16 protein-coding genes are annotated in these 17876 nt (G+C 44.6%); 10 read left to right on the top strand and 6 right to left on the bottom strand.

The features are described 5' to 3' along the window. Window positions 1-52: 52 nt before the first annotated feature. From ACN0VI_RS04950 to ACN0VI_RS04940, 3 genes are read right to left on the bottom strand one after another with little or no spacing between them, the layout of a single operon-like run. The gene (locus tag ACN0VI_RS04950; protein ID WP_417445980.1) at window positions 53-2029 is read right to left on the bottom strand and encodes a transglutaminaseTgpA domain-containing protein; all 1977 of its coding nucleotides are present in this window, start codon (window positions 2027-2029) and stop codon (window positions 53-55) included. Window positions 2030-2046: 17 nt separating this feature from the next. Then, window positions 2047-2997 carry a DUF58 domain-containing protein gene (locus ACN0VI_RS04945; RefSeq protein ID WP_417445979.1) on the bottom strand — a complete coding sequence of 317 codons (951 nt, stop codon included), beginning with the start codon at window positions 2995-2997 and terminating at the stop codon, window positions 2047-2049. 10 nt (window positions 2998-3007) lie between these two features. Continuing rightward, a complete protein-coding gene (locus ACN0VI_RS04940) occupies window positions 3008-3925 on the bottom strand; it encodes an AAA family ATPase (protein ID WP_417445978.1) in 918 nt (305 codons plus the stop codon). Between the two features lie 126 nt (window positions 3926-4051). On the opposite strand from ACN0VI_RS04940, the gene ACN0VI_RS04935 reads away from it, so the two are divergent. From ACN0VI_RS04935 to ACN0VI_RS04925, 3 genes are all read left to right on the top strand, one after another. Next, window positions 4052-4582 (top strand): hypothetical protein, encoded by a 531-nt coding sequence (locus ACN0VI_RS04935; RefSeq protein WP_417445977.1) that lies wholly within the window; start codon window positions 4052-4054, stop codon window positions 4580-4582. Between the two features lie 117 nt (window positions 4583-4699). Beyond that, window positions 4700-5320, top strand: a complete 621-nt coding sequence (locus ACN0VI_RS04930) for a hypothetical protein (RefSeq protein ID WP_417445976.1) — start codon at window positions 4700-4702, stop codon at window positions 5318-5320. Window positions 5321-5534: 214 nt separating this feature from the next. Next, a complete protein-coding gene (locus ACN0VI_RS04925; protein ID WP_015780992.1) occupies window positions 5535-5693 on the top strand; it encodes a hypothetical protein in 159 nt (52 codons plus the stop codon). Between the two features lie 141 nt (window positions 5694-5834). Here the strand turns inward: ACN0VI_RS04925 and fadJ are convergent, their stop codons facing one another. Further along, window positions 5835-7982 (bottom strand): fatty acid oxidation complex subunit alpha FadJ, encoded by a 2148-nt coding sequence (gene fadJ, locus ACN0VI_RS04920; protein WP_417445975.1) that lies wholly within the window; start codon window positions 7980-7982, stop codon window positions 5835-5837. After that, complete coding sequence (fadI, locus tag ACN0VI_RS04915; RefSeq protein ID WP_417445974.1) at window positions 7982-9301, bottom strand: acetyl-CoA C-acyltransferase FadI; 1320 nt, start codon at window positions 9299-9301, stop codon at window positions 7982-7984. Before fadI ends, fadJ begins: the two co-directional genes overlap by 1 nt. 250 nt (window positions 9302-9551) lie before the next feature. On the opposite strand from fadI, the gene ACN0VI_RS04910 reads away from it, so the two are divergent. From ACN0VI_RS04910 to ACN0VI_RS04880, 7 genes are all read left to right on the top strand, one after another. Next, complete coding sequence (locus ACN0VI_RS04910) at window positions 9552-10511, top strand: AAA family ATPase (protein ID WP_417445973.1); 960 nt, start codon at window positions 9552-9554, stop codon at window positions 10509-10511. Between the two features lie 9 nt (window positions 10512-10520). Then, entirely contained in the window at window positions 10521-11504 is a 984-nt protein-coding gene (locus ACN0VI_RS04905; RefSeq protein WP_417445972.1) for a DUF58 domain-containing protein, read from the top strand. Window positions 11505-11513: 9 nt separating this feature from the next. Then, window positions 11514-12056 carry a DUF4381 domain-containing protein gene (locus tag ACN0VI_RS04900; RefSeq protein ID WP_417445971.1) on the top strand — a complete coding sequence of 181 codons (543 nt, stop codon included), beginning with the start codon at window positions 11514-11516 and terminating at the stop codon, window positions 12054-12056. Continuing rightward, window positions 12049-13095: a vWA domain-containing protein gene (locus ACN0VI_RS04895; protein ID WP_417445970.1), complete on the top strand. Its 1047-nt coding sequence runs from the start codon at window positions 12049-12051 to the stop codon at window positions 13093-13095. Before ACN0VI_RS04900 ends, ACN0VI_RS04895 begins: the two co-directional genes overlap by 8 nt. Continuing rightward, window positions 13088-14824 carry a VWA domain-containing protein gene (locus ACN0VI_RS04890; RefSeq protein ID WP_417445969.1) on the top strand — a complete coding sequence of 579 codons (1737 nt, stop codon included), beginning with the start codon at window positions 13088-13090 and terminating at the stop codon, window positions 14822-14824. Before ACN0VI_RS04895 ends, ACN0VI_RS04890 begins: the two co-directional genes overlap by 8 nt. Window positions 14825-14856: 32 nt before the next feature. Then, complete coding sequence (locus ACN0VI_RS04885) at window positions 14857-16581, top strand: BatD family protein (RefSeq protein ID WP_417445968.1); 1725 nt, start codon at window positions 14857-14859, stop codon at window positions 16579-16581. Window positions 16582-16674: 93 nt separating this feature from the next. Continuing rightward, window positions 16675-17433 carry an SDR family NAD(P)-dependent oxidoreductase gene (locus ACN0VI_RS04880; protein WP_417445967.1) on the top strand — a complete coding sequence of 253 codons (759 nt, stop codon included), beginning with the start codon at window positions 16675-16677 and terminating at the stop codon, window positions 17431-17433. Window positions 17434-17500: 67 nt separating this feature from the next. Here the strand turns inward: ACN0VI_RS04880 and ACN0VI_RS04875 are convergent, their stop codons facing one another. Continuing rightward, window positions 17501-17743 (bottom strand): hypothetical protein, encoded by a 243-nt coding sequence (locus tag ACN0VI_RS04875; RefSeq protein WP_331891408.1) that lies wholly within the window; start codon window positions 17741-17743, stop codon window positions 17501-17503. Window positions 17744-17876: the final 133 nt, after the last annotated feature.

Below are 17876 nucleotides of genomic sequence, written 5' to 3'. Positions count from 1 at the left end.
CGCATTATACCCACTTGCCCTTTGCTTGTCAGTCCGCAACCGCAGTATCGACTTAATGATAAGCTTTTGCCGCTTTTATAAAACTCTGCTGACTGGCAGCTGAGGACTTCTCTTTCTGATAACGTATCGAAATATATCTCTTAATAACGGGAACAGCTTTCGCATATTGCTCTGGATGCTCTTTTCTAATACGAGTTAACAAATCTTTTGGTCCTTCATTTAATTTAACCTCAACACCTTGTTTTGCCAAAACCTGTTGGAAACGACGATAGGCGCGCTCAACTTTGTCTCGACCTTTGGCCTGGCTTAAAATCCACAGTCCGAAACCAGCACCTGCCAACATAATAGTAGCCAACAAAGCATAACCCAGATAACGCCATTGATTTTTCTTAACCCCTAAATCAGACAACCAACTAAATTGCATATCTTGGTCATAGCCCATTAAGCTTTCATTCCAGAAACTCTGCAATGCATCCCAACGCAGGCTAATTTGTTGCCAAACATTTCTGGCAACTTCACTATCAGTGGTAGTCAAACTATCAAAATCAGCAAACCAGTCATCACGGGAGCTGGTTTGATTTAACAATGAATCATCGACACGAGAGGGGTGAATTGCGGCTGTAGGATCGACACGACGCCAGCCCTCTCCTTCCAACCAAACTTCAGTCCAGGCATGTGCATCTTTTTGTCGAATGATATAGTAATCACCATATGGGTTATATTCCCCGCCTTGATAGCCAGTGACCACCCGCGCAGGGATTCCTGCGGCTCGCATGATAAACACAAAAGCACTGGCATAGTGCTCGCAATAACCTTCGCGACTACCTAACCAGAAACCATCAATAACATTTTGTTCCAGTAGCTCTGGCAAAAGTGTGTAATGAAAATTTTGCTGGCGAATATAACTTAAAACAAAACTGACAAACTCCTCCGAGTCACCGACCTTTTCATACTCGCTTATTGCCCAGTCTTTGGTTTGGTCATTGCCGCTATCTGGTAATTGAGTATTAAGTTGTCTTTGCCATTGCGACAATTCAGTACTACTGTAGTCCAACTGGTAAGACTGAGCTTGGTACAACAAGCGTTGAGTAACCCTTTGTGCTCTACGCCAGGTATAATTATTAAACAAATAAACTTGTTCCTTCGGTGGTTCAATCAGATCTTCCAAGCCAAAAACCCAGCGGCGGTTATGTGGCTCAAGCTGCACTCGGTAAGAGTACGCTGGCTCACCTGCTGGGTAGGCATCACTACGTATGGGCGACTCAGCACCTATTAACCATGCAATACCATTAAATTCTGAAAGCACAACGCCTCGCCAATACATTTGGCTTGCTGGTGGCGTATTACCATCAAAATCAACTCTAAAAGCTATCTCATCGAAACCATATAGGCCCGCCATAGATCCTGGTATCATCTCGTTATCAATTCCCATGCCTTTCTCGCGTTGTGAAGGCATGGCCCACAGAGGCCCAGACAATCTCGGAAAGAGGAAAAAGAGTATCAACATGATTGGTAAAGCCTGCAATAAGGCAACACCAGAAATTTTACCAAGGTGGCGAATCCCTGCGACACCGTTAATACTATTTAAGGCAATCAGTCCCATCAAAATGGCCATTATGGAAATGAGCAAATAGACACCCATTAAAATGGACTCGTCATACAAGAATGCAGTGACTAAGATGAAAAAAGATATGAACAGGATCAGAGCACCATCACGATAATTTTTTGCTTCGAGTAGCTTGAAGGTATACATCAAACTTATCAAACCCACCCCAGCTTCACGGCCACTGATTGTTCTAAAGTATATAAATACGCCACCCAGTGCACAGAGTGCCAATAATAAAATAAGCCATGAAGGCAACTTGAGTTCTTTTTTATATATAACAAAGCGAATTAACAAGAGAGTAATAGTAGAAGCTGAAATCCAGAATGGCAAATGAAACCATAATGGCAAAAGCACAATGGCCTGCACCATAATTAATAATGGGATGATACCTTGTCGAGTCAGTGGTAATAATTGTGTATTCATAATTATCCGCTCACAGCTTATTCCATTAACGCCAAGGCACTTAAACATTGATGCAGGTGCTCTGCTCCCTGCCCTTTTCCGACCAGAGTATGCGGCAACTCAAGTCCATATAATGTTCCTGCTTGCTCGGCTTTAATAACCGCATCAGTCAGGTAAGAAATCGCCAGTTCTTTATCATATTGACTAACACTTTCCCAAGTCAGCAAATGTTGTTCACCCACTTGCTCTTCAAACTCTTTTGTCAATAAACCCCGTTCTCGTGCAAAAGCTTTCCACATCACCTGCTTAATCGGATCGCCAGACTGATAATCTCTTAAGCTATAGAAGTCTTCCGAGCCTTTTTGGGCAAATGCACCCTGCTCCTGGCCTTGTGATTGTGGTGCTAATACCTGAGGACACTCTATCGGCTTTGGATAAATCAAGGCCGCATGAGTAGGCTTAAACCAAGACCAGGCTTGGAAAATACCAAAAGGGAATATGCTGGTACAGACAAACCGTTCCGGCTTTAATAAACCTCGTCTGCCTGCTTTGATATTTACATGAAATAAAGTATTACTTTGCGGCTCGACATCAAAATAGTGAACCTTCTTTTTACGGACTCCTATGCCAATTGAGGAACGATAACTTGAAGAGGAGTTAAAAAAAACTACCGGGAAAGAACATTTTTGCCCTACATACGCTGACTGCGGTTTGAGTGCTCGGATCCGCAGCCCCCGAATATTACGATAAGTATAAAAAACGGATAACATGCCAATCGCTAACAAAACAAAACCCGCCATAAACCCCATATTATTTTGATAATTGATCGAAGCCACTAATATCAAAATTAGAATCATCAACATCAACCAACCATAACGGGTAGGCAGAATATAAATATTACGCTGACGTAGAGTTACTTCCTGTTGCTGGGGGCTGCGTTTATCAACCCAGAAAAAAAACTTCTGTCGAACTGCACTGACTAATTTCATCAACTTTTCTTTATGCTGAAATTGGGGTGTCGTGAATGATTTGCTCAACCAGCACTTCTATTTTTTCACTGGAGGTTTTCACCGATTGCAGGCGATGGGCAACGGTTGGTACAAAGACTCTCTGAATATCTTCAGGTAGCACATAATCCCGTTCATCAAGAAATGCCCACGCTTTTGCAGCACCGATTAGCGCTAAGCCTCCGCGTGGCGATAAGCCATGAGCAAAATCAGGGCTTTGCCGTGTAGCATTGATTAAATCCATCACATAACTCAAAAGGTGATCGCTGATAGTTATAGTTTGAACAAAACCTTGAATTTCATTCAGCTCAGAAAGCTCCAGCAAAGTTTCGATTTTGTTCATTTGTACGCGTCCAGATTCACCGCGCAGCAACACTTTTTCAAAACCAGCTTCTGGATATCCCAGTTGCACTCTAAAGAGGAAGCGATCAAGTTGTGACTCTGGCAATGAGTAAGTTCCGATCTGATAAGAAGGATTCTGAGTGGCGATGACAAAAAAGGGGTGTGGAAGCGGATAGGTGTTGCCTTCGATGGTGACCTGCTGCTCTTCCATCGCTTCAAGCAAAGCACTTTGCGCTTTGGGCGTAGCTCGATTAATTTCATCGGCTAATACTAGCTGCGAGAAGATAGGACCAGGATGAAATTCAAAACTTCCTTTTTCGCGGTCATAAATATTAGCGCCGACAATATCACCCGGCAGAATATCACTGGTAAACTGAACCCGCTGAAACTCCAAGCCAAATACTTTAGCAACGGCTTGACCCAGAGTAGTCTTTCCCATGCCAGGCAAGTCTTCTATCAACAGATGCCCTTTGGCCAATAAACAAGCAACCGCCAGTTTAACTTGATGAGGCTTACCCAAAACCACCTTATTCAGCTGGTCAAGGACGGGGGTCAACTTTTTGCGCATAGACTTTCCTGATGTTAGTTCTGTGAACCCATTAATGTTTCAACCAAGTGAGTTCAGTTATCGTTCAGATACCTTCGAGGATAATTGACCTCGCATTATTTAACAAGAATACATGAGGAGATAATAATGTCATTAACAAAATTGTTCGTTGCCACTACGATCGCACTATCATCAGGTCTAGCAATGGCGAACAACGTCAGCTATGACTACATTCAAGGTGGTCTTATAGATTATGACAACCTTGATGGCGTAAACTTCGAATTCTCTAAAAGCTTCACTGACAATATTTACGGTAAAATTGATTACACCGATTTAGATAATGGCGGCTTTGACGTTAGCATCTTGCGTATCAATGCAGGATTTAACATGGAGCTTACCAACAATACTGACTTTGTTGCCGAGTTAGGCTATGAAGACTTTGATGCCGACTTTGGTATTGATGACAGCGGGTATAACATTATGGCCGGTGTCAGAAGCATGTTTACTAACGATCTAGAGGTAGGAGCCTATGTATCCCGTTCTGACGTACTGGACTCAACCGATATCACTGTAGAAGGTCGTTACCACTTTGATCGCAACATGTCTGTTGCCCTTGAGATTGGTAATGATGACGAGTTAGATGAGCATATTGGAATCAACTTTCGTTATAGCTTCTAACCTATATCATAGACTGTCTAAAAAGCCACTTTCTTTAAGTGGCTTTTTATTTTCTCTTCCGGATTTGGTTATAGTATGATGGCCGGTGAAATTTTATAAATATATGGAATGATAACGATGAAAAAAGCTTTATTTTTGGCACTAATGGCTTCTCTAGGCTTGTCCGCACAAGCGAACGACAAACTTAGCTATGATTATTGGCAGTTTGGTTATATCCACAGTGAAGGCGAATTAACTAGTGATAAAACGGGTTTTAAAATTGACCTAGTGGGCAGCTTTAACGACTCAACTTATCTGCGCTACATAGTTCAGGAGCAAACTGCTGATGTTTGGAATTCTGTGTATGGCGAAGTTACCGCTAAAGAATACTCACTAGCATTAGGTTGGCACACCCCAATGGGACGTAGTACCGACTTTTTTGCAGAAGCCGGATATTTAAAACAAGATGGTGAAGGCATCCTAGCTGGCGACACCTATGGAAATGACGAAGATGGATATTTAGCCAATATTGGCATCAGAGGCCGTTTCTCCGCTAACTGGGAGTATAGACTAACCGCAGGATATCGTGATGTAGACTTTTCGCCTTATGTGGATGAGATCAATCACGAAGATGACAGCGACACGGTGTATGGCTTTGAGACCCACTACTACTTCTCAAAACTATGGTCCGTCGGTATCTCAGCTTCTGAAGAAGCAACCGGGTTAACTTCAGGCTTATTCTTACGCTTTACGCCATAGTAGTTCTTAAGCCGAGAGCATCAAAGCTCTTGGCTTTCACTCTATCTGCCTTGATATTCCTACCAATTATAAGTCTGTAAAGATTTTCGACGTTTTTGCAAACTGTTTCACACACCCCCCCCATGCAGTGAGAATCAGAACACAGATCATTTCTGCAATATCTCTAGAATACACCAGACTGATGTAACCAATACCAAATGCGTAGGAAATTGAGATGAAATATATACTTGTTATTGTAGCTGCTTTAGCAGGTATCAAGTTTTTGGCAGACACTCCTTACTTTGCACAGCTTTTTGCTGAGAATAAAGAGTTGTTTGTTGCATTGGTACTGACTTTAGCTGCTAAGCCCTTGTTAAAAAGAATATTTGAGTAACAACTCCTCCCTGTAGTTTTTCAAGGCGGCTTTGGTCGCCTTTTATTTTTCCACTCATTATTCTTTATGTTTTGCTATAGTTAGCGACACACATAAAAAAAGCCGAGCGTATAGCTCGGCTTTTTTTATTGCAGCGTTTAGTTAATAAAAGCTATCCTGGTTTTGCTTCATTTTGATCAAAACGTCGGCTGGTTTAAAGCGCTCTCCATAAAGCTCTTGGTAATGCTCCAGTCTATCCACAATGGTAGCAATTCCGCGCTTATCCATATAGCGGAAAGGCCCACCGTGGAATGGTGGAAAGCCAATACCAAAGATAGCGCCTACATCACCATCTCGTGCACTACGGATAATACCCTCATCCAGACAACGAGCCGCTTCATTGGCCATTAACAGCATGCCACGCTCGGCAATCTCGGCAGAACTGACATCTTTTCCAGGTTCAACACCGAGTACTTTATACACAGTCTCATCGACCTGCTTCTTCTTACCCTTCGTCGGATATAGGTAGAAACCACGGTTATTTTTTCGACCTTTGCGATCATCATCAAGTAACTTGCTAAAGGCTTTCGGTGGTTCCATACGATCACCAAAGGCATCTTGAAGGATTGGAGCCACCTTGGTCGCTACATCAATGCCAACTTCGTCCAATAAGGTAATAGGCCCTACTGGGAAGCCCGCCTTGACCATCGCTTTATCTAAGGTCTCAATAGCCACGCCTTCGCTCAACAAGATCCCCGCTTCGTTAACATAAGGCGCCAAAATACGATTGACATAAAAGCCTGCGCCATCATTTACCACAATAGGCGTTTTGCCTTGTTGCTTGCCTAAAGAGACACAGGTTGCAATCACCCAATCTGCTGTTTTGTCGGTTTTAATGATTTCAAGCAATGGCATCTTCTCTACAGGCGAGAAGTAATGCAGCCCCACTACCTGCTCAGGACGCTTAGCACCGTCTGCAATTTTACTGATTGGAATTGATGAGGTATTGGTCGCGAAAATAGTCTTTTCTGAGCAGTTTTCTTCAACATCTTTCACCATTTGATGCTTTAAATCCAGATCTTCAAAAACCGCCTCAATGACCATGTCACAGTCTTTAAATCCTTTGTAGTCAGTAGAGCCCGTTAAATAAGACATGGTATTTCGTGCATCGCTTGGCGAAATAATACGGCGCTTCATTTTCTTGCTGATAATTTTCCAGCTGTAATTTAATGCGCCGTTAACACCTTTTGCGCTAACATCTTTAACTCGAACCTGCTTACCGGCTTTATCTACTGACACATAAGCAATTCCCGACCCCATCAAGCCGCCACCCAGTACGCCCACTTTATCGACGGTAACCGCTTCAACATCACCATCAACACCCTTATCTTTTTTCAGCTCAGTTGTGGCAAAGAAGATGCTGATTAGTGCTTTTGCCTCTGGCGTCACCACCAGCTGGCCAAAGTTTTTAGCTTCTACTGCAAGACCGGCATCGAAACCTTGACTGTAGCCTTTTTCCACACATTCAATAATTTTATGCGGCGCAGGGTAGTTGCCCTTAGTTTTACTATCCACAGTTTTACGCGCCTGATTGAAAACCAGGTTGCGACCTAATGGGTTAGCTTCTAATAGCAGCTCCTTGATACCAGGCAAAGAGAAATAATAGGTCCAAGGCTTTTTGTTGGATCGGTCTTTGCGCAACTCATGCAAACGCCTGTTTGCCGCTTTCATCAAATTTGCTGCTGGCACCACCTCATCGACCAGGCCCATTTTTTTAGCTTGCTTCGGGAACAGCTGCTTTCCGGTCAACATCATATCTAAGGCCGATGGAATACCCACCAAACGAGGCAAACGCTGTGTTCCGCCGCTACCCGGCAGTAAGCCTAATTGTACTTCGGGCAATCCCAGTTTTGATTTTGGACTGTCACTCACTACCCGGCCATGACAGGCTAACGCCAGCTCTAAACCACCGCCAAGACAGGCACCATCAATCGCCGCAACAACTGGCACTTTAAATTTTTCCAGCTGATTGAATAGACGCTGGCCTGTTTTAGCAATTTCTTCGGCTTGTTGCGCTGTATCAACGCTTTTAAGTACGCTGATATCAGCACCAGCAATAAAGCTTCCTTCCTTGCCACTACGAATAACCACGCCTTTAACGCTGATATCGTCGGATAGCTTTTCCAGGATTTCGCCAACCTGCTCACCAAACTCTGGTTTTAAGACATTCTGCGCTTCGCCCGGCAGGTCGATAGTAATGATAGCGATACCATCATTGTGCATTTCAAGTTCAAAAATTGACTCTGACATTATTCAACCTCCAGGATCATTGCTGCGCCAATACCGCCAGCAGCACAGGCGGTTGTTAAACCAACTCCGCCGCCGCGACGCTTTAATTCTCTTAATGTTTGCGTGATCATCCGTGTGCCGGTTGCCGCGAAGGGATGGCCATAAGCTAAGGAACCGCCAAGCACATTGAATTTATCCATATCGATATCACCAATCTTGGTACGCTGACCAAGCTTTTCCTTAGCGAATTCAGTGGAGCCGAAAGCCTGAATGTTGGAAATGGTCTGCGCTGCAAAAGCTTCATGCATATCGATTAGGTCCAAATCTTTCAGCTGCATTTTGGCTTTCTTAAGTGCCATCGGCGTTGCATAGGACGGCCCCATCAGCATGTCATGAGTGGCTTCAATTGCAGCAAAAGCATAACTCTTGATATAACCTAATGGCTCGTAGCCTAATGCTTTAGCTTGGGATTCTTTCATCATCAGCACTGCTGAGGCGCCATCACTCAATGGCGTTGAGTTCGCTGCCGTCAGAGTACCGTATTTGCGGTCAAAGGCTGGCCGTAACTTTGCGTAACCTTCAAGCGTGGAATCAAAACGAATAATATTATCGCGGTGCAACGGGTCTTTTGTGTAGGGCTCAGCGTAAGCGGTCATCACTTCATCATCCAGCTTACCGTCTTCCCAGGCTTGAGCAGCCAGAGTGTGCGAGCGATGAGCCAAGGCATCCTGCTCTTCACGTGTAATACCACGATCTCGTGCCATTTGCTCAGCGTTTTCGCCCATCGTCATACCGGTCGAATATTCTTTAATCGCTGGCGGTACAGGCAATAAATCTTTAAAACGTAGTCCTTTGATAATGGAGAGCTTCTGGCCGACTGTTTTTGCTTTCTGCAAGTCAACCAAGGCTAATTGTAGTTTTCTGCTCACTCCAATCGGCACAACAGATGAAGAGTCAGCACCGCCGGCTATACCAATGGTGACATCACCTAAAGCGATCGAATCAGCCATACTGGCAACAGATTGAAAGCTGGTGGCACAAGCACGAGAGACTGAATAAGCATCAGTGTGAACATTCATAGGTGTGCCCAGCACAATTTCTCGAGCGATATTAGGTGCTTCCGGCAGGATAACCACTTGCCCAAAAATAACGCGCTCAATTAACTTAGGATCAAGCTCGCTACGCACCATCAGCTCATTTACCACCATTTTGCCCAACTCGATAGCATTAATCCCTCTGAAATGGGTCGCCTGTTTAGCAAAGGGTGTTCTCAAGCCTGAAACGATGGCCACACGATCTTGCTTCGACCGTGCTTTTTTTCCCGCTACTGTTTCACTCATGCCTGTCTCCTGATCAAGAGTCTTTAAAATGATTATTCCTTCGATTGTACCTGAACAGCCCAACTTTTCAAACGAACGTTTGAATACCCCGTCGCCCGCTCCTTCAATTTAGTTGATTATTTTTCTACCAAGAAACAATTAGTTGCATTTTTAAAGTGTTTTTTGATACAACTCAGGGAGCTTTTTTTATACATTGAACTATTCATCAATTCGGCTTACAAAGCATTACCACAACTGGATACCCCATAACATGAGTATCAAACAACAATTTATTGAATTAGAACAATTCCTTAAGTCACGAATTATTGGTCAGCATGAGCTGGTTCATAAAATGCTGATTGCCTTACTTGCCGATGGTCATTTGCTAGTGGAAGGCGCACCAGGTTTAGCGAAAACCCGTGCTATTAAAGAACTATCAACCGCCGTCGAAGGCAACTTCCACCGCATTCAGTTTACCCCGGATTTATTACCAGCAGATTTAACCGGTACCGAAATTTATCGACCACAGGAAGGCACCTTTCATTTTCAGAAAGGCCCATTGTTTCATAATATGATTCTGGCTGATGAGATTAACCGCGCCCCCGCTAAAGTCCAGTCGGCTCTGCTTGAAGCGATGGCAGAACGTCAAATTACGGTCGGCAGCCATAGTTTTGCCCTGCCGGAGCTATTCTTAGTGATGGCTACGCAAAACCCAATTGAGCAGGAAGGTACATACCCACTGCCCGAAGCCCAGCTGGATCGTTTCTTGATGCAGGTTATTGTTGGTTATCCCGACACAGAAGCTGAGGCAGAAATTCTGGCATTGAATCGTCAAGAAGCCTTAACGGGTGAGTCAAAACCAGCTACCCCGCTTAGCCAGCAAGATTTATTCGCAGCACGCAAAGAAGTTCTCTCAACTTATATGGCACCCGAGATCGAAGAATACCTGGTGCAACTTATTATCTGCACCCGCCAACCTGAAAAACTGGGCGGAGCATTAGCCAGCTATATTGAGTACGGTGCCAGCCCACGTGCCACCATTGCCCTGGATCGATGCGCGCGCGCCAATGCCTGGCTCAATAACCGTGATTATGTAACGCCTGGCGATATCCAAACCGTACTGTTTGATATCCTGCGTCATCGAATTATTCTAAGTTATCAAGCTGAAGCCGAAGGTGTTACTGCCGATACCATCATTGATGAGTTAATCAAACAAATTCCAACGCCGTAAGATCAGTTCATGACTCAAAAGCCGATCACCTCACAGCAAGCAGGCTCAAACTCTATTGAATTGAGCTTGGAGCAGTTAATTGCCTGCCAATATTGGGCACGCGAAAGCATTCCCTTGCCAAATAAGAAATCCAAAGCTCATCTAGTGGGCGGCCACTTATCGCCTTATAAAGGCCGAGGCATGGAATTTTCTGAGGTACGTCAGTATCAACCCGGTGATGATATCCGAACAATTGACTGGAAAGTGACCGCTCGAACCGGCGAGGTGCACACCAAAATATTTCAGGAAGAGCGGGAAAGACCTGTATTCCTGTTGGTAGATATGCAGGACTCTATGTTTTTTGGCTCCAAGAAGCGCTTCAAATCAACACTGGCCTGTTTGCAGGCGGCACGGGTATTCTGGACCGCGCATAATTCTGGCAACCGCGTAGGCGCCTTATTAAGTACAGCTGATGAACACGTTGAACTGAAGCCATCCAATCGCCGCCAAAATGGCCTGCGACTCTTGCAACATATGCTTGAGCTGCACAACCAACGGCTGCAAGCAATTTATCAACAGGAAAAACCCTTTACTATTAATAGCAATGCGCTGTCAGATGCTCTATCACGGCTACGTCATTTGGTTAAAGGTGGCAGCTTGATTTATATTTTCAGTGACTTTTCGAATCTTTCTGAAGCATGCAAACAAGACCTCATCCATCTTGCCCAACACAATGACATTCACGCAGTAATGATCACCGACCCTCTGGAACAGTCGATCCCAGTGGCAGGAGAATTTCTGCTTACTGATGGTGATAGTACTATCGCTTTAAATTCAGCAAGACCGGGTTTTAAAAACCGCTATCAGGAAATGTTTCATGACAAACTAGTAAAGACACAAAAATTTTTCCAGGAAGCTCAGTGTAGTTTTGTCGAATACAGCACCACACAAGAGCTTAGCGAATTTGCAATCAATCCCTACCGTAATCGTTCAGTATCCAGTAAAAGAGCATAAATAGAAACCATGGCGAATCCACAACAGGCCCAATTATTAGAACAGCTACGCGATATCCATCTACCCGATGGCGTCAGCTGGTGGCCGTTAGCTATTGGCTGGTGGGTTATTATAGCCATTGTAGTAGCTGTGATAGTGCTGCTGGTTGCTAAAGCCATCATGCAACAACGGCGCAAACGCTTCGCTCGTTATGCGCTGAAAGAGCTTGAAGATATTAAGCACAACGACAATAAAGACTGGCTAATACAGACACACCAAATTATGCGCCGCGCCAGTTTATGTTACTTCCCGAAATCTCAAGTAGCCTCAATGGATACCAAACACTGGGTCATATTGTTGTATCAAACCGGTAGCGACATCTGGACACAGCAGAGCCTGCAAATGCTCGAAGAAGGCGTCTATCGGAATCCAGACACAATAGATGACGAGCATAAAGAACAGTTCTTGCAAGAAGCCAGTTTATGGCTAAGTAATTTACCCCAATTAAAACAACTTCCTACTTTTACTCAGTCTTTAGCAACAGAAGCCCAAGGAGGACAATCTGATGTTTGAGTTTGTCTGGCCTTGGATTTGGTTATTGTTACCTCTACCTTTGATAGTCTGGTGGCTGGCAGAACGCAAGCGTCAAAAACAAGCCTTAAGAGCTCCACTATTTTTATACTGGCGTAGTATTCAAGAACAGCAAGGCAAATCAACCAAGCGCTTCCCCTGGCTGACCTTTTTAATCTGGGTATTAGTTATTACTGCCCTGGCCCGCCCACAATGGGTTGGCGACACCATGGACCTACCGGCTACTGGCCGCGATCTGATGATCAGCATCGATATTTCAGGCTCAATGGAAATGCCGGACATGGTCATTGACGATAAAGAAGTCGATCGTTTGGTAGCAGTTAAGGCTTTACTCACTGATTTTATTGCGCGCCGCAAAGGTGATCGCGTCGGCATGATTTTATTTGGCGAACAAGCTTACCTGCAAACCCCGCTAACTTTTGACTTAAAAACCGTGCAAACCATGCTCGATGAAACAACCATCGGTTTAGCCGGTTCATCACGCACCGCTATCGGTGATGGCATTGGCCTGGCTGTAAAACGATTGCGCGAACGTGACGCCAATAACCGCGTGCTCATTCTATTAACCGACGGCCAGAATAACACCGGAGTGCTAAACCCGCTTCAAGCAGCCGAACTGGCTGAACATGCTGGAATCACTATTTACACCATTGGGGTTGGTGCCGATGAAATGATTGTGAAAAATCGCTTCTTTGGTAATCGTCGTATTAACCCATCACTGGAACTGGATGAAGAGAGTTTGATCGCAGTTGCTGAGAAAACCGGTGGTCGTTATTTCCGAGCTCGTGACACTAAGGAAATGGAAGAAATTTACCAGATTATTGATGAGCTAGAGCCGGTAGAAGATGATTACCAGAGTTACCGTCCTATCAAAGCCTTGTTTTACATCCCTCTTGCTTTGGCGTTACTGATTTCATTGCTCTCTATTTTGATTCGCACACTAATCAGCTGGCGCATGAACTCAAATACTATCACGCAAACCAAAACTGCCGATGCCCATCAGGAGGAAACTCATGTTTGATTTTCTTCCCGATATGAATCAGCTACATTTTATTCGACCCTGGGCTTGGCTACTGTTAATTCCGGTTTTGATTTTGTGGTGGCTCTATCGGACTCGCGGCCAACAGGCCAGCGGTTGGGCGAAGCTAATTGATCAACATCTTTTAAGCTGGCTAATGCCAAAGTCACAACTGGGAAAAAGCATTCAATGGCAAAAAAATCTGCTTCTGGCTTTCTGGATTTTGGCGGTGTTCGCTTTATCTGGGCCAAGCTGGAAAAAGCTACCGCAACCGGTCTTCTCGAATCTTGCATCTCGCGTTCTGGTGTTAGATCTTTCGGCTTCAATGGATTCTCCCGATGTACAGCCCAGTCGTTTGGCGCGAGCTAAGTTCAAGCTTACTGACATCCTGAAAACGATCAAAGACGGGCAAACTGGTTTCGTTGTCTATGCAGGTGATGGCTTTGTGTTAAGCCCTTTAACCAATGATACCGATACTATTGATAATATGGTGGGAGTTCTTGCCACCAACCTGATGCCGCTGGTCGGAAGCCTACCCAGCAAAGGCATCGAGAAGGCGATAGAACTGTTAGACAATGGCGCGGCAGGTGAAGGTGATATTATCTGGATCACCGATGGTGCCAGCGATAGTGAACTTTCCAAAATTAAAAGTTTAATCAGTAAAACACCTTACAACCTGAATATCCTGGCCATTGGTACCGAGCAAGGCGCCCCTATCCCTATGCCAAATCGTTCCGGCTTCATTAAAGACTCCAAGGGCAACATCGTCATTCCCAAGCTGAACTATGACGATCTGGCCAGCTTTGCCAATAATATAGATGCAACCTTAACGCCTATGACCGCAGGCAATGATGATATTGATTTATTGCTAGAGCGGGAGCAACTGACTGTTGATGAAAAACTCGAAAAGCAGGATATTATGGCAGACAGCTGGGAAGACGCTGGATTCTGGCTGCTGTTTTTAGTGCTACCGATTTTATTGCTGGGCTTTAAACACCGCTCAATGTTTGCGATTGTTTTTGTCATCTCATTCGGCCTGGTTATCAGTCCAGATGTGCAGGCTAACCCGCTTGAGAAAATGTTCCTCAATAAAGATCAACAAGCCAAAAAACTGCTCAACGAAGAGCAATATGATGAAGCTTACAAAACATTTGAAGACCCACAATGGAAAGCGGTAGCGGCATATCGTAATCAGGAATATAAGGCGGCGGAAGATTACTTCGAGAATGGAGAACAGTTAAAGCCAGCCGACCGGTATTATAATAAGGCCAATGCTCAGGCCTTGGCTGGCGATCTCGAATCAGCCATTGAATCCTATAACCAAGCGATCAACCTTGATGCTAATCATGAGGATGCTCGACATAATAAACAGATAGTTGAAGACTTATTAAAGCAACAACAGGAACAAGAACAGGATCAGAACCAACAGAAAGAAGAGCCTTCTGAGTCTGAGCAGGAACAAAGTGATCAGCAGCAGGAGCAACAGCAGGATGAAAACTCGCAAAGCGACGAGAGCAGCGAACAGCAACAGGAATCAAACGAGCAACAACAGCAAGAACCAGAATTAACTGAAGAAGAACTGCAACAGCAGTTTAAGGAAGAAGAGAAAGATCAGGAATTAGAGCAGTGGCTCAAACGACTGCCGGACGACCCCGGCGGCCTGTTACGTCGCAAAATGTACCAGGAATATCGAAAACGTGGCCACAGACAACATGTTGATGAAACATGGTAGTGACACCTTAAACGGGTTTAAGTGGAATGAAAATGATTAGGCAAATATCCCTTTACTGCTTTTTAGCCATCAGTCTTATGTTTGCTCAAGCACTTGAGGCCAAAGTTGAATACAGTTTAGATCGCGGCGAGATTCGCGAGAATGAAACCTTCCGTTTAAAAATTGTGGTCCAAAGCCCTTCGACTTTGGCCAATGCGTTACGTCTTGATTTTCTACCTGAAGAACTTGAGCGTCTCAGCCTGCAACAGTTTAACAACAGCACCATGGTCAATGGTCAGTTTCAGAGCGAGATGGGCTGGGAAGTTAAGTTACTGGCAAGGCAAGCGGGAACTTACACCGTGCCAGCAACAAAGTTTGGCAATGAAACAGCTGGCTCCTATACCATTCGTGTTTTGCCAGCGATTGATGAACTGAAAGATGATGACAGTCCTGCTAAAGTAAAATTACGTGCAGCCTTAAACCTTGAAGATGTTTATGTGCAGCAACAACTTATCCTGACAGTCAGAATCTATCGCTCGGTAGTGACTCGCCATGAAAGTTTAACTTTGCCGAAAGCTACGGGTGCGTTATTAGAGCAGCTGGGTGATGACCGCACTTTTGAAATGGTACAAGGCAACACCAGTTATCGGGTAGTGGAACGTCAGTTCGCCCTATTTCCTCAACAAAGTGGCGAGCTTGTGATTGAGCCTATGACCTACACTGCAACCATACTCGATGATAGCCAGTCCTCAAACCCTTGGGGCCTAAGCCGTACCAAACCAATTTCTTTGAGTACGCCCCAGTATAAAGTGAACGTCAAACATAAACCTGCTGAGGCAGAAGAGCCCTGGCTACCAGCAACCAACCTAAAAATTGAAGCTAATTGGCAACCAAGTAATCAGACTTTTGAAGTCGGCGCTCCTGCAACCTTAGAGTTCAAAGTTAAAGGTACTGGTCTGCTGCAAACTCAGTTACCCAGTATCACTTTCCCTGAGATGGATGGTGTTAAAATTTATCGTGATAGTCCTGAGTATCAACAACTGTTTAATCGTCTGGGCGTTACCAGCCATCACATAGAGAAGCTCGCCATAGTACCTAGTAAACCCGGCCTGGTAACCATTCCTGAGCTACGGACTCCCTGGTGGAACACTGTTACGGATAAACAAGACTACGCGGTGTTGCCAGCCATGACTATCGAAGTAAAACCTCAAGCTCTTTCTGGCCAAGCCACCAGCACAGAACCCGTTGTGTCAAAAAATCAGGAGAACGAATCAGCAATCTCCCACTCAGCTTCAGAAGCTTCAACCTCGGATACTTCTGAACAAGGTAACGTCACTATCTGGCAGGTCATTAGCATAGTGCTAGCTGCGCTCTGGTTGCTGACACTTATTCTGTGGCGTTTTACTAAGCCAAAACCAATGGCTAGTAACACCACCGATCCAAGCATTCCTCTTAGCCAGACCGAGCAAATGTTTAAATCCAGTTTGTCTGAGGTTGAAAAGGCTTGTAATAACAATCAGTCCAAGCTCGCCCATCAGTTGTTATTACAATGGTGCCGCAATCAGTCGCACTTAAAGCACATTCGCAACCTTAATCAGCTCAAGCAAGTTGTTGAGTATACTCAGCTTTCTGAGCAACTTGAGAAGCTTCAGGAGGCGTTGTACTCGACGCACAGCGAACAGGTCTGGCAAGGGCAGGCCTTAGCCACCGCTCTTCAATACTTGCCAAAACCAGAGAGTCATCATAACGAGCAAGGGTTACCCAAACTCTACTCTTAACCTTCTTCGCTAACAGTCGACCCGATTGGCGCTACGATTGGCACTCTGGTCGACTGTTGCTACAATGCCCTTTTTTGGTCATGAGATAACAGTATGCAACTCAATCAATCGAAAGCAATTATCAGTGGCGGAGCCTCAGGTTTAGGCTTTGCAACAGCAAAAAATATCATTGAGAAAGGCGGCAAAGTCACTTTACTCGACATCAATGAAGAGCAAGGGCTAAAGGCTGTCCAGGAACTGGGTAGCAATGCGCTATTCGTTAAAACCGATATCAGTAATGAAAGTGATGTAGAGTCAGCGGCAGATAAAGCAGCTGGTTTTATGGGTGGTATCAATTTAGCGGTAGGTTGCGCTGGTGTATTAGGTGCTGGACTAATCCATAGCAAGAAAGGGCCAATGCCTGCTGATTACTTTCAGAATGTGGTCAATATCAATCTAGTAGGCACTTTTCTATTAACTCGTGCGGCTTCTCGCCACATGCAAAATAATGAAGTGGTTGACGGTGAGCGTGGCGTAATTATTCATACTGCATCTATCGCAGCATATGAAGGTCAGATTGGTCAAACGGCCTATTCAGCAACCAAGTCAGCCATTGTCGGCATGGTGCTGCCTTTAGCTCGTGAATTTGCTCGAATCAATGTTCGAGTAATGGCTATCGCGCCTGGTGTTTTTGAAACACCAATGATGGAAAAGATTACCCCCGAAATTTGCGAACAAATAGCAGCCGGTATTCCTAATCCATCACGCTTTGGTAAGCCCTCTGAATTTGCTTTAACGGTAGAGCAAGTGGTTGAAAATCAATACTTAAACGGCTCAACCATTCGCCTTGATGCAGCAGCTCGCTTGCAGTAAGGCAGCCAGCACCCCAAAGTAATCAAGCAACATCAGCACTGGCTGTATGGCAATCCCAGGAGAAAGCCTACGACCGGTGCTGATATTTAACCAAGTCTAAAAAACCCTGATCTTGACGTCTTTCAGCTATCACCAGGTTATCTTCAACATCCAGTTCTTGCTTAATTGTTTCATCAATCTGCTTTTGATCAACAGGTTCTTGTTTAATATAGGTTTCTTTGTCTTTCGATTGATAATTCCAAAAGGCCTCAAATTCCTTTGCAAAACGGGCCGGTTCTTTAAGCTCTTCTGACAATACTAATGTACACATGGCTTTTTCCTCTTTGTTTATTTGACGATTCCATTACACCACTGAATTCTGAATGTTATATGAGTCAATTATGACGAATTATGGCAATTGCTCTATTTTTTTATTAATCACTTAGTCGTAAATATGGCTCTCT

This window comes from Kangiella sp., assembly GCF_048265365.1.
In the GTDB taxonomy this organism is placed as follows: domain Bacteria; phylum Pseudomonadota; class Gammaproteobacteria; order Enterobacterales; family Kangiellaceae; genus Kangiella.
The sequence above is the reverse complement of the archived record's forward strand: the minus strand, read 5'-3'. Positions and strand labels throughout refer to the sequence as shown.

Excerpts from the sequence above, each read along its gene's own strand:
- ACN0VI_RS04950 (WP_417445980.1), bottom strand. The coding sequence starts at position 2,029 with ATGAATACACAATTATTACCACTGACTCGACAAGGTATCATCCCATTA.
- ACN0VI_RS04945 (WP_417445979.1), bottom strand. The coding sequence starts at position 2,997 with ATGAAATTAGTCAGTGCAGTTCGACAGAAGTTTTTTTTCTGGGTTGAT.
- ACN0VI_RS04940 (WP_417445978.1), bottom strand. The coding sequence starts at position 3,925 with ATGCGCAAAAAGTTGACCCCCGTCCTTGACCAGCTGAATAAGGTGGTT.
- ACN0VI_RS04935 (WP_417445977.1), top strand. The coding sequence starts at position 4,052 with ATGTCATTAACAAAATTGTTCGTTGCCACTACGATCGCACTATCATCA.
- ACN0VI_RS04930 (WP_417445976.1), top strand. The coding sequence starts at position 4,700 with ATGAAAAAAGCTTTATTTTTGGCACTAATGGCTTCTCTAGGCTTGTCC.
- ACN0VI_RS04925 (WP_015780992.1), top strand. The coding sequence starts at position 5,535 with ATGAAATATATACTTGTTATTGTAGCTGCTTTAGCAGGTATCAAGTTT.
- fadJ (WP_417445975.1), bottom strand. The coding sequence starts at position 7,982 with ATGTCAGAGTCAATTTTTGAACTTGAAATGCACAATGATGGTATCGCT.
- fadI (WP_417445974.1), bottom strand. The coding sequence starts at position 9,301 with ATGAGTGAAACAGTAGCGGGAAAAAAAGCACGGTCGAAGCAAGATCGT.
- ACN0VI_RS04910 (WP_417445973.1), top strand. The coding sequence starts at position 9,552 with ATGAGTATCAAACAACAATTTATTGAATTAGAACAATTCCTTAAGTCA.
- ACN0VI_RS04905 (WP_417445972.1), top strand. The coding sequence starts at position 10,521 with ATGACTCAAAAGCCGATCACCTCACAGCAAGCAGGCTCAAACTCTATT.
- ACN0VI_RS04900 (WP_417445971.1), top strand. The coding sequence starts at position 11,514 with ATGGCGAATCCACAACAGGCCCAATTATTAGAACAGCTACGCGATATC.
- ACN0VI_RS04895 (WP_417445970.1), top strand. The coding sequence starts at position 12,049 with ATGTTTGAGTTTGTCTGGCCTTGGATTTGGTTATTGTTACCTCTACCT.
- ACN0VI_RS04890 (WP_417445969.1), top strand. The coding sequence starts at position 13,088 with ATGTTTGATTTTCTTCCCGATATGAATCAGCTACATTTTATTCGACCC.
- ACN0VI_RS04885 (WP_417445968.1), top strand. The coding sequence starts at position 14,857 with ATGATTAGGCAAATATCCCTTTACTGCTTTTTAGCCATCAGTCTTATG.
- ACN0VI_RS04880 (WP_417445967.1), top strand. The coding sequence starts at position 16,675 with ATGCAACTCAATCAATCGAAAGCAATTATCAGTGGCGGAGCCTCAGGT.
- ACN0VI_RS04875 (WP_331891408.1), bottom strand. The coding sequence starts at position 17,743 with ATGTGTACATTAGTATTGTCAGAAGAGCTTAAAGAACCGGCCCGTTTT.